Origin of the sequence: Fodinibius roseus, from assembly GCF_900129315.1 — a bacterium.
GTDB lineage: Bacteria > Bacteroidota > Rhodothermia > Balneolales > Balneolaceae > Fodinibius > Fodinibius roseus.
On record NZ_FQUS01000003.1, the window covers coordinates 245,480 to 260,099 of the forward strand.

The window sequence follows — 14,620 nt, forward strand, 5'->3', positions numbered from 1 at the left end:
TCGCAACAGGCAGCTCTTACACTTGAAGAGACAAGCAGGAAGTCAAAAATTTGAGGCTGGCCTGGAATGCAAAATTTCTTGACTTGATCCTTGACACGGAGAGTTAAAACGGGCAGCCTCTGATAGCTGATAGCTGATAGCTGATAGCTGATAGCTGATAGCTGATAGCTGATAGCTGATAGCTGATAGCTGATAGCTGATCAAATAACCTGTATCCTGAACCCCAGGTTCTTTAGTACGGGAAATCGTTCGAAGTAGGAGTCCCGCAGCCGGATATGGCTGAATTCGTGTCTCAGGGGGAACTCCGCCCGGAGGTTGTTAAAAAGCCTGCCTCGTATGCGAGGGGAGTTGCTCAAAATACGGCGAAGCTCGGCTTCATAGGCCCCGATCGGGTGCAGCTGTTTCATCAGTTCCGGCAAATCCTTAAAATGATCCACGGGTTCATCAACCTGTTTCAGGGAATATTCAGGGCGCTGTTTTTTTTGATCGATGTTGAAGTGGGCGAGCAGCGCATCCGCCACATATTGGGAGGCATTTAATTTGGCCTGTATCGAATAGCCTGCAATATGGGGAGTCTTCAGGTACGCTTTTTCGGCCGAACGGAGATCTATTTCCGGTTCGTTCTCCCACACATCCAGCATATAGTAGGGGACGGACCCTTCTTGTTGAGCTTTCAGCAACGCTTGCTCATCAACAATGCCGCCGCGGGCCGTATTGATGACCAGTTCAAAAGAATGACGGGACAGTTTTTCCTCATCCAGCCAGTGAAAGGTGGGGTGTTCTCCCGACGTCGTCAGGGGCGTATGGAAGGTAAGAATATCGGTGTGCAGAAGCTGATCCAGCGGGGCAGAGGTGAAGGACGCTTCCCGCTGGTCCCGCGGGGGATCATAGCCGACGGTTTGGATATTCCGATCCAGTTCGTCCAGTATTTTCTGTACCTGAAAGCCCACGTGCCCGACCCCCACGATGCCCACGGAGCGGTTTTCCAGCGGTTTTTGTTCCTGTTCGGACCAGATCAGCAGGCTGGCAGCTATGTATTCGGCTACCGATCGGGCATTGCAGCCGGCGGCATCGACGAACGCGACGCCATTTTTTTTCAGGTGGTCCCGGTCTACATGATCGGTACCCGACGATCCCGTCCCGATAAAGGAGAGCGATCCGGGAATCTCAGGCAGGGTGCGGGGATTAATGGGATTGACTGTCCGTATGAGCAATCCCTGCGCCCGGTGGAGGTCGTCCGGCAGCCCTTCGGAGGGATCAAAGAGTATGAGATCAATGGAATCCGGGAAAAAGGAGGCTATTTTGTATAGATGTTGATCGGCAAAGACGGTAATCATAGTTTCTATTGTTAATTTGTGGGGAAAAATACGTTATTGCTACGTATCCGGCTTTTTACTACACATCCGTGTCCACAAAGAATGTAACTTCTTTATCTATGGCTACAAAATCGTACAACCCTGTGTCCCTAATCGCCAAAAAGCGTGACGGGAAAATACTGGAACGTCCGGAGATAAGCTACCTGGTCGAACAGTATACCCGGGATAAGCTGCCGGACTACCAGATGAGTGCGTTTCTGATGGCCGCTTTTTTGAATGGGCTGAACGAGGAAGAAGCTTCGGCGCTGACGCATGCGATGCTGCATTCGGGCCGAGTGCTGGATCTCAGCGATCTCCCGGGCAAAAAAGTGGACAAGCACTCTACCGGTGGCGTGGGCGATAAGCTTTCCCTTATATTAGCACCGATTGTGGCCAGTTACGGCATCCCGGTTCCGATGATTTCCGGGCGGGGACTGGGACACACCGGCGGTACGCTCGACAAGCTGGAGTCGATTCCCGGCTTTAAGGTGGATCTGACGCTTGAACGGTACCGGGAGGTGCTTTCTACATGCGGGATGGTGATGGCGGGACAGACCGAAGAGGTTGCCCCGGCTGACAAGCGGATGTATGCCTTGCGTGATGTGACGGCTACGGTAGAGTCCATCCCGCTGATCGCAAGCAGTATTATGAGTAAAAAGCTGGCAGAAGGGATCGATGCCCTGGTGATGGATGTCAAGTTCGGCTCCGGCGCTTTTATGAAAACACCGGAAAAAGCTCAGCAGCTCGCAGAAACGCTGGTGGCTATCGGCGAAAATTTCGGCAAAGAGACGATCGCTTATCTGACCGACATGAACCAGCCGCTGGGCTATAAAATCGGAAACTGGCTGGAGGTGGAAGAAGCGATGGAGGGACTGCAGGGCCGGGGGCCCGGGGATGTGATGCAGGTAACGCATACGCTGGCGGGGACCATGATCATGCTGGGAGGCAAGGCAGAAACCGTGGAAGAGGGTATGGAACGAAGTAAGGAAGCTGTTGCTAACGGACAGGCGTATGAGAAATGGCTGGAGGTGACGGGGGCCCAGGGCGGCGATGCGGCTGTGCCGGGGAATTGTGAGAGCTATCCGAAGGCGAAGTATCAATTTGACATCGACGCCCCGGAATCCGGCTATCTGTCGGTGGTGGATGCTTATAAAATCGGTGTTGCTTCCCTGGAGCTGGGGGCGGGACGCAAGACGAAGGAGGACCGGGTGGATCCGGCTGCCGGTATTGAGTTAAAACACAAAGCCGGCGACCCGGTGAAAAAGGGTGAAACATTAGCCGTAGGTTTTACGAACAATAAAGAGGCCTTGGAAGTAGCAGGGAATGCGATGCGAAATGCATTTGTAGTTTCCCGTGAAAAAGGTGAGAAGCTCCCGATGATCACACACCGCGTTGATCGGGCCGGCAGCCACAAAATAAAATTTAACCCTGAAAAAGATTGCAATATCAATAAAATAACCTAACTTTACTATACTAATTATTGCTTATTGCAACGTTGTGTTTGATTAGGGCAAGGGCAAAATCTAATAAACCACAAATACCATGTTTAAACGATTTATTCGCGCAATCAAGTCGCTATTCGGTGGAGTCGTAAGTTCAATGGAAGATCCGAAGCTTATTTTGGAGCAGAATATCCGGGACCTGAATGATCAGATTCCCCAGATGAATGAAAATATTGCCACGGTCAAGGCGAACATGATTATGCTTCAAAAAGAGGTCAAAAAATATGAAAAACGTATTGAGAGCCTCACGGCCAAGATAAAATCTGCTATTAATGCCGACCGCGATGATATTGCCGAAGGCTATGCACTGCAGCTGGAGAATGCCAAAGAGAACCTGTCGTCTTCGAAAGAGCAGCTGAAATTTGCAGAGCAGGCGTATGAGAAGGCGCTGAAAGTAAAGAAAGCCTTCATCCGGGAAAAAGATCGCAAGATAGAAGAAGCCAAAGAGGCGCTGCGAGCCAGCGAACGAGCCGAATGGCAGGGCAAGGTGGCCGATGCGCTGGAACAATTTGAGACCGGGGGACTGGATCAGACGCACGATGAGATGGTTAACCGGCTTAATGAGGAAACGGCCAGGAATGAAGCCCGGATGGAACTGGCGCTGGATAGCGTGGATACGGAAGCGATGGAGATTGAAGCCAATGCCGAAAAATTACGGGCCAGCGAACTGGTTAAGCAGTTTAAATCCGAGATGGGCAAAACCGACGTTGGGGACAGAGAAAAAAGCGTGGGTTCATCCGGGGAACAGGAGGGAGAAATAGAAATTGATGAAGAGGCTGTTGAGAAAGAACACGATAAAACCATTGGCAATAAAGAGCGCTCGAAGTCGTAATTTCAGGCTCAGACGCATTTATTGCGCACTTCGTGTTTCTTCGTGACGGGCAGTCTTATCCGAACCAGGATAAAAAAGCGGGTAGAAGGTTTTATGTGATTCAGCGTTAAGTAAAAAATAGAAGGTCGCGAGTTGAGGGTAAGGCTAAGGTAGAGGTTGGAGCTATAAATGTTGAATGGTTAATTTTGAATGTTGAATTGTGAGATTTAACATATCCGTAATAACAGCCTAAACCAACAACCAATAATTAACAGCAAATAACTAATCCATGAGTTCTGACAGCCGCAGTGAACGAGAGCGTTTAAAGGAAGAGTATAAGGCGCATTACCGGAAGATGCGTGCATCCAGAGAGCATCTGTCGCGGGCGGAGAAAACCCGGAATATTACGGAGGCGCTCCGGAATATGGACACGAGCCAAATGATGGAATCGGTAGATGACTTCCTGGACTCTCTGAAGCACAAGCTGGCATCGGTGGAAGCCCGGCTGGATGTAGCCATGGATAGCCTGACCCTGGAAGAGCACCTGGAGGAAACCGAGAAGCAGCTGGATGAAGAGATGAGCCGCAGCAGGGCCAAAGACACCCTCAGGCAGCTTAAAACGGAAATGGGCCTTTTATACAAAGAGATTGAACAGCAGGCTGACCATATTCAGGTTGAAAAAACGATTGGATCCGGATCCGCAGAAGAAGAGACCGATGGTGAAGAACCCGGAAGCCGGCCAGGCAGCCCCGACGATAAATCGCAGGAAGATGAGTAAGGAAGAGCAATCCATAAACTTTACACGCGAGGCTTTTTTGCATCCCGTCAATTTGGGAGTGCTGCTGATAGCTACCATTTCGGCATTTGTGGTAAACGATATGGGAATGCTTCCGAATCTCATCCTGGCGATGGCGTTTAGCACGGAACTGATATATCTCGGCATCGTCCCCCGGCTACCGCAATTTCAACAGAATGTGAAACTTAAAAAACTGCATGCGCGCGACCCCGCTGATGAAGAAAAAACCCTGTTTCAGGAGCTGGATCCGAAGAGCCGTAAACGGTTTTTAACGTTAAAACGCCTGACCAAACTGATCAGGGAAAATTTTGATCGCCTGCCGTACAGCTCCCAGGGACTGCTGGAAAATATTCGAAGTAAAATTCAGGAGTTGACCTCCAACTACCTTACCTTGCTGGATCTTCACAAGCGCTACAGGCTATACATCGATACATCGGTGGAGGAGAGCCTGAAAAGGGAAGTCGAAAAAGAGGAGCATGAAATAGAACGTATGGAGTCCGATCGTCTGAAAAGAACGACGGCGCGAAGAGTGAAAATACTTAAAAAACGGTTGGAAAAGTTTGAAATCGCCAAGGAGAAATATCTTATTTCCGAAACTCATCTCGAGACGATCGAAGATGCTATTCAGTATATCTATGAGCAGTCGATGACGATGAGTAATCCGGATGAAATCGGTTTTCAGCTGGATAACCTGCTTGAAGAAGTGGAAGAAACGTCCCAGCTTATCGACGATATGGATCGGGAGATTTTTCCTTATCATACCGGGCTGGATGACTTTAGCCTGGATGAGGAATTCCGGGAAATGGAGAAGGAACAGAAAGCCCGGTCAGAATCGAATGCCAATTCTTCAAATCGCGTAAAGGAATAAAAAAACGTATGCCTCAGTCTTATAATACGATCATCCAGGAGACGGATGATCACGGGATTGCTACCGTTACGATTAATCGTCCCCAAAAGCTTAATGCTCTTAACAGGGCGGTTTTGGATGAACTCTATGATGTTTTTAAGGAGATCCGAAAAGATGAAGCGGTGGCTGCTGTTATCGTCACGGGGGCCGGGGAAAAAGCGTTTGTGGCCGGTGCCGACATCAAAGAACTGAGGGAGCTTGACGGTTCCTCGGCCCAAAAAATATCCGAGAAGGGGCAAGAGGTTTTTCAGTTTATCGAAGACAGCCGCAAGCCGGTAGTTGCGGCCGTGAATGGGTATGCACTGGGCGGTGGTGCCGAGCTGGCGATGGCATGTCACCTCAGGGTGGCTGGGGCCAATGCGGCTTTTGGGCTGCCGGAAGTGGGACTGGGACTCATCCCCGGCTACGGGGGTACCCAGCGGTTGTCGCATATCACAGGGCGTGCACGGGCGCTGGATATAATTCTGACCGCCCGGCAGGTGCGGGCGGAAGAGGCGCTGGAGATGGGATTGGTGAATCGTGTGACTGAGGAAGCCCCGGTGGAAGCTGCCCGAAAGCTGATCCGAAAGATACTTGCAAACGGGCCTGTGGCCATCCGGCATGCTATTGCGGCTGTGTACCAGTCAGGAGGAAACAAGGGGTTTGAAACCGAGGCAGAGCTCTTCGCCCAATTGTGTGAGACGGAGGATTTCAGGGAAGGAACGGCAGCTTTTCTGGAAAAGCGAAAACCGAACTTTGAGGGTAAATGACAGAACTGCTTCTCATAATCCTGACGGTTATTCTCAGCGGCTTTTTTTCCGGATCGGAGATGGCTTTTGTAAGCGCCAACCGGCTTAAACTGGAAATTGAGTCGCGCAAGAATTCGTGGACCGGAAAGGCGGTTAACAGGTTTATACAGAGTCCTGAGACGTTTTTAACAACCACGCTTGTCGGAAACAACATTGTGAATGTGGTCTACGCCACATTAATGGCTATTTTTCTGGTTGCCCCGGTCACTGCCCTGTATCAAAGCTGGGTGGGAAGCGCGCCTTCCGAAGTCGTTATTTTGATTTTTCAAACGGTGATTGCTTCCGTTGTGATCATGCTCTTTGGGGAGATTTTACCGAAGGCTCTCTTTCGCATTCACGCCGACTGGTGGATGAAGATTATCGCCGTTCCTCAACATATCAGCTACTACCTGTTTAAACCGTTTATCGTGATTGCCAACGCGGCTTCGAAGGCGGTGATTAAGCTCGTGCAGCCCGACTCCGTCCGCTCCGATCAGCTATTCAGCCGACAGGATGTGGAACTTATATTCAAGGAACTGCGCGACACCGGGGGAGAGGATCTTGACCGGGAAGATTCCGAAATCCTGCATAATGTCCTGGAACTTTCCAATATGCGGGTCAAGGAATCCATGATCCCCCGTACCGATATCGTGGCGGTAGAAAAAAGTACAAGCATTGAGGAGACGTTGAAACTGTTTATTACCTCCGGCTTTTCCAAGCTCCTGGTATACCAGGGATCCATTGATGACATCATCGGCGTCATCTTTGCGTATGACCTGTTTAATAACCCGGAAAACCTCACCGAGATTATGCGTCCCGTTAAACTGGTGCCCTCCTCGCACCGGTCAAAAGATCTGCTTTCGGAGTTCCGAAAGTCAAACCTCTCTGTAGCCGTGGTCATTGATGAGTACGGGGGCACTGCAGGAATGGTAACCATCGAAGACCTGCTGGAAGAAGTTGTCGGGGATATTCAGGATGAGTACGATACCGAAGATTATTTTATGAAGAAAATTTCCGGCAATACGTATATCCTGAGCGGGGGCATCGAGGTAGAAGACCTGCTTGAAAAATATCCGGAAATCGATCTCCCGTTGGAAGCGGAAGAATATGAGACCGTGGCGGGCTATATAATTAATACACTGGGACGTATCCCCAACGTAAATGAAGAGCTGCTGATTGACGGGAAAAAAATAATTATCAGCAAAGCCACCTCCAGTAGAATTGAGACCCTGAAGCTGGTTGTGCTGGACTGAGCAGGAACGATAACCGATAACCGATAACCGAATGTTCGAACATTACCCCCGGTGGGCGCGTGAATTCGCCCAAAAATATTTAAGCCGCACAATAAACCAGTTTATTCTGCATGGCAACGTATACGACCTGGTCCCGCTCGAAAAAAAAGAAAAGACGGATTTTGTCCGGCTGAAATCCTTTCTGTCGGAAGAATTTTTCGGGGCGCGGGACTTCGTGATTTTTTACGATCGCTCCTCGGGTATCTATTTCCGGGATGAGCAGAGCCGTAAAGACTTTAACCGGGCATTGTCGGGACGTGATTCCCTGCTCGGTACCGACTATGCCAATAAGCTTCCCAAGGATCCGGTACGCGTTTTTTCCCTGCTGGAGCAGTATTTCAGGGTTCGTATCGACAGTAAAAAAAGTATCGCCCTCATCATCGATTATGCCGAAACAATCGTGCCGATAAGTGAGGCCGGGTCCACGGGATCCGAAGATCGCACGTCGATGGTCTACCTGTCGCGCTGGGCGCACGATCCGATGTTTCTGGCAGCCGATTTTACAACGGTTCTCCTCACCGAAAACCTGGCAGATCTGAACAGAACGCTGGTCCAAAACCCGTATACCGATGATATCCGGATCGATATACCGGATCAACAGCAGCGGCGTTCGTTTATCAGCCACGAACTGCCGGGCGAGCAGTTTAAGAAGTTTTCTTCGGTGAATAAAGAAGTGGTAGCCCAGCAGACGGCGGGACTGAATTTTGTGAATCTCCGCAGCATATTGTCCAATGCGCGGGAGAACAGGGAAAAGATAACGCATGACCGGCTCTCGGCGGCTAAAAAAGAACTCATTGAGTCGGAAGCGTACGGCTTGCTGGAATTTGTGGAAACACATTATACACTGGATGATGTAGCCGGGCACACCAAAGTGAAGGAACACCTGCGGTTTGCCGTACAGGCCCTGAAGAACGGCCGGCAGGATGTGATCCCGATGGGCTACCTGGTATGCGGCCCCGTCGGGACCGGGAAAACCTTTTTGGTGACCTGTTTTGCCAGCGAGATCGGGATCCCCATGGTGAAACTGAAGAATTTCCGCAGCCAGTGGCAGGGCGTTACCGAGGGCAACCTGGAAAAGATCCTGGGTCTGCTGAAGGCAATGGCTCCCGTGGCCGTTATGATTGATGAGGCGGATGCCTACCTGGGCGATCGCGAAGCCAGCGGCGACAGCGGGGTTTCCAGCCGGGTTTTTTCACAGATTGCCAGTTTTATGAGCGATACGCGTAACCGGGGACGTATTCTCTGGTTCCTGATGACGGCGCGTCCGGACCTGATGCCGGTGGATTTGAAGCGACAGGGACGGGCTGAAGAGCACCTGGCCCTTTTTGCTCCCCATACCAAAGAAGAGCGCCTGGAACTGTTTGAAGTGATGAAAAAGAAGACCGGCCTGACCATGACCGAGGAGCATACGCCGCAGGTTATCGAGCAGGGATTAAAATCTTTTTCCGGAGCCGATATGGAGGCCGCCCTCACGCGGGCGAAATTCCGCGCCGCGGCCAAAGGGATGGAAGAAGTATCCCCGGAAGTGCTGGATATTGCGCTCAGTGATTTTCTGCCACCCACCTATCCCGAGGAGATCGAGCTGCAAACCCTGAGCGCCGTTATCGAATGCACTTCCAGGGAATTGCTGCCCGAGCGCTACCAGGAGATGGACCGGGGGGAGATCCTGACTAAAATCGATGAGTTGAAATACCGCATCGGATAAGGTACTGCGTCGATTCACAAGAAATTAGTTTTTAAACACGTCTTTGAGCCGAAGCGTAAAATCGGTGACGGCTGCCGAGATAATCTTCCCCGCGTCTTCCGTTCTCGTATTCGCCTGAAGCTTAAATGCTCCCTCTTCAAAAACATATTGCATTATCTGCCTTTCTTCCGGGTCGACAATCCAGTATTCCCGTACTTTATACCGCTCATACAGTGCCTTTTTGCGATTCCGGTCGATCGCTTCGGTATGTTCGGAGATGATCTCAACCACCAGATCCGGGGCATCCACGATGTTTTTCTTTGTAATAATCTCCTCCCGTTCCCTGGACACAAATATTAGATCGGGTTGAACGACATCCGTCATGGAGAAAATAATATCAACCGGGGCAACAAGCACTTCTCCGAGATTGTTCTCCTCCACATAATTGTTAAGCGATATAAAAAGTTTTCCTAATACGCGTTGATGATTTGTACTTGGTGCAGGTGTCATAAGCAGTTCTCCCCTGATAATTTCATACCGCTTCCCGTCATCCGGCAGTTTGCGGTAGTCATCGTATGTAACCAGTTTTTCTTTTGTCGTCATAACGCTCACGTTCTGCTCTTTATTTATTTGAAGGTTAATTATAGAAGCAGCCAAAAGCAAGAAGCAAGCAGTAAAAGCTGAAAGTATTAAGATTGGAAATGTAGAGTTTGAAGAATCCGAACAGATATAATAGGAAGCTCCCTATAACCTCCCTGCAGACCGTAACTGACAGTCGGCAAATAGATTAAACCTTGCCAGGAGAGGTCAAAACCGCAGGCGGCAAGGAATTAACTATTAAATCCAACTAAATAGTTGAAATTAATAGTTGAAACGTTTAGCTTATATCTAAAGCATAACTAAAGACCCATACTGACTATGGCAGAAAACAAGCAGGATACCGAAGAACAAATTTTTGAAGCGGCTTCCCGCATATTTCAGCGCAAAGGGTACGCCGGGGCGCGGATGCAGGAGATTGCCGACGAAGCCGATATCAATAAATCAATGCTGCATTATTATTACCGCAGCAAGGACAAGCTTTTCCGGAAAGTATATCAGCGTGAAATGAGCCGCTTTTTTCCGGTTCTCTTTAAAGTGCTCAGCTCCCAGGATCCATTCGATGAAAAATTAGAGCGGCTTATCGATACCTATTATGCCTTTCTGAATGATAATCCCAGAATCGCGCAGTTTATCATTTACGAGATGAATCAGCACCCGGATCGGTTTCGAAATTTTATTAAAGAAAAAGGAATCCATCCGCCGGACGATTTTGTGAAACAGATTAAAAAAGAAGTTGACCGGGGCAGGATGGATGCCGTCGATCCACGACAGCTGTTCATAAGCATTGTTGGTGTTATCTTGTTTCCCTTTATAGCACGGACGATGGTTGAGGTATTCTTTGAATTCGATGAGGAGCAATTCCCGGAATTTCTCAAAGAGCGAAAAGCTTTTCTGGTGGATTTTATTCTAAACGGAATTAACTACAGAAAGCAATGATTACCGTTACAGCCGTCATTATTTCATTGATATCCGTATCCGTTGCGGGAAGTGCACAGCCGGATTCAATCAGCCTGGAGTATTGTTACCGGCTGGCTGATGAACGTTATCCCACCGCCAAGAATATTGAGCTCCAGAAGAAGATTACGGAGCTCAACGTCGATATCGCACATACCGGCTATTTCCCTGATGTCACGGTAAACGGGCAGGCCACTTACCAGTCGGAAGTAACGGAAATAGGATTGCCCGGCGGAGGCGGTCCCCCGAGCGTCAGCCAGGATCAGTATGAGGCGTCGGTTGATGTGACCCAGACGATTTTTAATGGCGGAGCGGCGGGGATTCGAAAAGAGGTGGAACAGGCCAAAGGCCGCCAGCATATGTATGCCACAAAAGTGGAGCTGCATCGGATACGTTCGCAGATTGACCAGGTATATTTCGGGATTCTGCTCTCCCGGCAGCAAGCCAAGACCATAGGACTGCTGATTGATAACTTGCGGGAACAGCATTCAACGGTACGCTCGCAGGTAGAAAACGGCGTTCTGCTGCCCAGTCAACAGCATATTCTGAAGGCTGAGCTGATCGCCGCCCGACAGGATTCCGCCGACAACGAGTCAAACATCAGGGCCGGCTACCGGGTACTCAGTCAAATTATCGGAGAAGAGATCGATCGAGACACCAGACTGGAGCTGCCGGAGGTCTCATCGGATTACCCTGCGCTGCATCCCCAACGCGCGGAATTGGACCTGTTTGAAAGCCGGCGGGAGTCCCTGGAAAAGCAGAAAGCGCTGGTCCGGACAAAGCGAATGCCTTCACTCGCAGCCTTTGGAACCGCAGCATACGGGCGACCCGGGCTTAATTTCCTGAATGATGACTTCCACGATTACTATATAGCCGGATTGAAGGTGCGCTGGAACGTGTGGGATTTTTTTAATGCCGACCGGCAGCATCAGGTGTTACAGATCGAACAGCAGAAGATAGACCAGGAACAGCGTGCTTTTCGGCGCCAGCTCGATGCTTCGCTCGATCGTATCAGCGAGCGTATTGCATCCATAAAAGAAAATATGAAGCGGGACCGGAAGATTATTGAACTTCGCGCTCAGGTTGTGGAGGAAAGTGCCAGTCAGCTTAAAAACGGGGTTATCACCGCTACGGAATATGTTACGGAGCTGACCCGGTCTAACCAGGCGCGCCTTTTACTGTATATCAACCGGGTGCGACTGTCGCAGGCAAAGTCAGAATACCTTACGACACTGGGAATAGGCTTGCAGGAGCAGGTAAATTAAATAAACGAATTCAAAAGAAGCGGGAAAATGAACAAAATAAAGGTTTTAAAATTATTTGGAGTTATATCAGGGGCAGTCTTTGTGGCGTTTGGATCTTATGGCTGCGCTTCCGAAGAAAAATCAGATGCGTACGGGCAATTTGAAGCGACGGAAACGTCCATCTCTTCCGAGGTGCCGGGCAAGCTTGTAAAGTACACCATTAGCGAAGGGGACCGCCTTGAGCAGAATACCAGGGTTGGCCAGGTGGATACGACCCGCCTCTGGCTGCAGAAGGAAGAGCTGAGATCCCGATTGGAATCCGTCCGTTCCAATATAAAGAGCATTGAGGCCCAGGTTGAGGTCCGGCAAGAGGAATTAGCCCTGGCCCGGACCAACCTGAAGCGTACGGAAGCTCTTCACGAAGATGGAGCCGCTACCGGTCAGCAGCTGGATAATGCCCGGTCTAACGTACAGACGATCGAGAAAAGAATTCGGGCTCTGCAAACCGAGAAACGATCCATCCGGGCTGAAATTGAGGCCACCCGAACGCGTATCGAGCAGGTGGAGGACCAGATTGACGATGCCCTGATTATGAACCCGGTGACCGGAACGGTACTCACCTCTTTTGTGGAAACCCACGAAATGCTCCGGCAAGGCCAGCCGCTTTATGAAATTGCCAATTTGGATACGCTGGAGCTTCGGGTTTATATCAGCGGGGCGCAATTGCCGTCGGTGAAACTGGGACAGCACGTTGAGGTGTTAGTTGATAAAAATGCGGAGGAAAACCAGGCAATGGATGGAAAGGTAAGCTGGATTGCCTCTGAAGCGGAATTTACACCAAAAATGATTCAAACCAAGGAGGAACGGGTAACACAAGTATATGCCGTTAAAGTTCGCGTACCCAATCCCGATGGAATTTTAAAAATAGGTATGCCCGGAGAAGTGAATTTCAATTAGTGAATTGTTATGGGTTACTCAGAAACGCCAAAGAGCCAATAACATATAGCCAACCACCACCAATGAACATCGTAGAAGTTAAAAATATCAGCAAGTCTTACGGCAAGACTACGGCCCTCGACGACCTGTCCTTCGAGGTTGCGGGGGGAGAATTGTTCGGTTTTATCGGCCCCGACGGGGCCGGGAAGACCTCCCTGTTTCGAATCCTGACGACGTTAACTAAACCGGATTGCGGAACGGCCAATGTGTTAGGTATGGATGTGATAGAAGACTACCGTTCCCTTCGTCCCCTGCTCGGATACATGCCCGGACAGTTTGCACTGTATCAGGATTTAAGCGTGCGGGAAAATATGAATTTTTTTGCTTCGGTCTTTGGTACCTCACTGGAAGAAAATTACGATTTGGTGGCCCCGATCTATAGTCAGCTCGAAAAGTTTGAAGATCGATTGGCCGGTGCCCTGTCCGGTGGCATGAAACAGAAGCTGGCGTTAAGCTGCGCCCTTATCCATAAGCCGGAGTTGCTTGTGCTGGACGAACCCACCACGGGCGTGGATGCGGTATCGCGGCAGGAGTTTTGGGAGATGCTCCGGCGGCTGAATGATGAGGGGATCACCGTAATTGCCTCTACGCCTTATATGGATGAAGCCGGCCAGTGCGATCGCGTGGCACTTATTGACGAGGGGAATATCCTCCAGATTGACACCCCGGAGAATATCGTCCGGTCATTCCGGAAACCGATTCTGGCCGTCAAAGCCACCAGCATGTACCGGCTTATAAAAGAACTTCGCGGCTATCCGTGGACCCATTCCGTACAACCGTTCGGGGAATACGTGCACTATACCGAACAACGGGAAGAGCCAAATATTGATGAGCTGGAGGCCTACTTGACAGATGCCGGTCTGTCCGGAATCAGCATTAAGCCGACCTCGCCCGATATTGAAGACAGTTTTATAGCATTAATGAAGGATAATCATACTCATGGATAGCACCAGGCCAGCGATTAAGACCCGGAATCTGACCCGGAAGTTCGGCGATTTTTCTGCGGTGGATAATATCAGCTTTGAAATAAGTAAAGGAGAAATATTCGGTTTCCTGGGGGCTAATGGAGCGGGGAAAACCACGGCTATCCGAATGCTCATCGGTTTATTAACGCCGACATCGGGGGAAGCCTCCGTTGCCGGTTTTGATGTGTTTACCGAAGCGGAAGCGATCAAAAATAGGATAGGATATATGAGCCAAAAGTTTTCTCTGTATGCCGATCTGACCGTTTGGGAAAATATTCGGCTGTACGGAGGTATTTACGGTCTTCCGATGGAAACCGTAAAAGCTAAAGCGGATGATCTGCTGAAAACACTTCAGCTCAGTGATGCACGCGACAAGCGTATCGGCTCGCTGCCATTGGGATGGAAACAAAAGCTGGCGTTTTCAGTTGCGGTACTGCATGAGCCGGATATTGTTTTTTTGGATGAACCGACGGGCGGCGTCGATCCGATAACCCGACGCCAATTTTGGGAGCAGATATATGAGGTGACGGAGGGTGGGACCACCGTTTTTGTGACCACCCATTATATGGATGAGGCCGAATACTGTGATCGTGTTTCCATCATGGTTGACGGCGTGATAGAAGCGCTGGATACGCCCTCGGGATTAAAAGAGGAATTTAAGGCTGATAATATTGAAGAGGTCTTTATAGAACTGGCTCGCGGCGCAGATCGGAGTCAAAACTGAACACTGCCAACGGATCACTGAAC

Annotated in this window: 15 protein-coding genes; 12 read left to right on the top strand and 3 right to left on the bottom strand. The window is 49.9% G+C overall.

What is annotated here, in order from left to right:
* Positions 1-42 precede the first annotated feature (42 nt).
* Together BUB16_RS22350 and BUB16_RS04085 are read right to left on the bottom strand one after the other, a co-directional pair.
* Positions 43-246 (bottom strand): hypothetical protein, encoded by a 204-nt coding sequence (locus BUB16_RS22350; RefSeq protein WP_434083886.1) that lies wholly within the window; start codon positions 244-246, stop codon positions 43-45.
* Positions 201-1,337, bottom strand: coding sequence for an NAD(P)-dependent oxidoreductase (locus BUB16_RS04085; protein WP_073059760.1), 1,137 nt, complete (start codon positions 1,335-1,337; stop codon positions 201-203). Before BUB16_RS04085 ends, BUB16_RS22350 begins: the two co-directional genes overlap by 46 nt.
* Positions 1,338-1,435: 98 nt before the next feature.
* Between BUB16_RS04085 and BUB16_RS04090 the strand changes: the two genes are divergently transcribed.
* The 7 genes from BUB16_RS04090 (at position 1,436) to BUB16_RS04120 (ending at position 9,135) form a co-directional block, all read left to right on the top strand.
* Positions 1,436-2,818 carry a thymidine phosphorylase gene (locus BUB16_RS04090; RefSeq protein WP_073059762.1) on the top strand — a complete coding sequence of 461 codons (1,383 nt, stop codon included), beginning with the start codon at positions 1,436-1,438 and terminating at the stop codon, positions 2,816-2,818.
* 79 nt (positions 2,819-2,897) lie between these two features.
* Complete coding sequence (locus BUB16_RS04095) at positions 2,898-3,689, top strand: PspA/IM30 family protein (RefSeq protein WP_073059764.1); 792 nt, start codon at positions 2,898-2,900, stop codon at positions 3,687-3,689.
* A gap of 268 nt (positions 3,690-3,957) precedes the next feature.
* Positions 3,958-4,446 (top strand): hypothetical protein, encoded by a 489-nt coding sequence (locus BUB16_RS04100; protein ID WP_073059766.1) that lies wholly within the window; start codon positions 3,958-3,960, stop codon positions 4,444-4,446.
* Complete coding sequence (locus BUB16_RS04105) at positions 4,385-5,332, top strand: hypothetical protein (RefSeq protein ID WP_139240177.1); 948 nt, start codon at positions 4,385-4,387, stop codon at positions 5,330-5,332. Before BUB16_RS04100 ends, BUB16_RS04105 begins: the two co-directional genes overlap by 62 nt.
* Before the next feature lie 8 nt (positions 5,333-5,340).
* Positions 5,341-6,120 carry an enoyl-CoA hydratase/isomerase family protein gene (locus tag BUB16_RS04110; RefSeq protein ID WP_073059768.1) on the top strand — a complete coding sequence of 260 codons (780 nt, stop codon included), beginning with the start codon at positions 5,341-5,343 and terminating at the stop codon, positions 6,118-6,120.
* Positions 6,117-7,391 (top strand): hemolysin family protein, encoded by a 1,275-nt coding sequence (locus BUB16_RS04115; RefSeq protein ID WP_073059771.1) that lies wholly within the window; start codon positions 6,117-6,119, stop codon positions 7,389-7,391. Before BUB16_RS04110 ends, BUB16_RS04115 begins: the two co-directional genes overlap by 4 nt.
* A gap of 31 nt (positions 7,392-7,422) precedes the next feature.
* Positions 7,423-9,135, top strand: coding sequence for an ATP-binding protein (locus BUB16_RS04120; protein WP_073059774.1), 1,713 nt, complete (start codon positions 7,423-7,425; stop codon positions 9,133-9,135).
* Positions 9,136-9,159: 24 nt separating this feature from the next.
* On the opposite strand, the gene BUB16_RS04125 is transcribed toward BUB16_RS04120, so the two are convergent.
* Positions 9,160-9,717, bottom strand: coding sequence for a Uma2 family endonuclease (locus BUB16_RS04125; RefSeq protein ID WP_073059777.1), 558 nt, complete (start codon positions 9,715-9,717; stop codon positions 9,160-9,162).
* A 315-nt stretch (positions 9,718-10,032) separates the two neighbouring features.
* Between BUB16_RS04125 and BUB16_RS04130 the strand changes: the two genes are divergently transcribed.
* The 5 genes from BUB16_RS04130 (at position 10,033) to BUB16_RS04150 (ending at position 14,597) form a co-directional block, all read left to right on the top strand.
* Positions 10,033-10,650: a TetR/AcrR family transcriptional regulator gene (locus BUB16_RS04130; protein WP_073059779.1), complete on the top strand. Its 618-nt coding sequence runs from the start codon at positions 10,033-10,035 to the stop codon at positions 10,648-10,650.
* Positions 10,647-11,933 carry a TolC family protein gene (locus BUB16_RS04135; RefSeq protein ID WP_073059781.1) on the top strand — a complete coding sequence of 429 codons (1,287 nt, stop codon included), beginning with the start codon at positions 10,647-10,649 and terminating at the stop codon, positions 11,931-11,933. Before BUB16_RS04130 ends, BUB16_RS04135 begins: the two co-directional genes overlap by 4 nt.
* Positions 11,934-11,960: 27 nt before the next feature.
* Positions 11,961-12,869, top strand: coding sequence for an HlyD family secretion protein (locus BUB16_RS04140; protein ID WP_073059783.1), 909 nt, complete (start codon positions 11,961-11,963; stop codon positions 12,867-12,869).
* Between the two features lie 62 nt (positions 12,870-12,931).
* On the top strand, positions 12,932-13,855 hold the full coding sequence (locus BUB16_RS04145) for an ABC transporter ATP-binding protein (RefSeq protein WP_073059785.1): 924 nt from the start codon (positions 12,932-12,934) through the stop codon (positions 13,853-13,855).
* Positions 13,848-14,597 (top strand): ABC transporter ATP-binding protein, encoded by a 750-nt coding sequence (locus BUB16_RS04150; RefSeq protein ID WP_073059787.1) that lies wholly within the window; start codon positions 13,848-13,850, stop codon positions 14,595-14,597. Before BUB16_RS04145 ends, BUB16_RS04150 begins: the two co-directional genes overlap by 8 nt.
* The last annotated feature ends 23 nt before the right edge of the window (positions 14,598-14,620 follow it).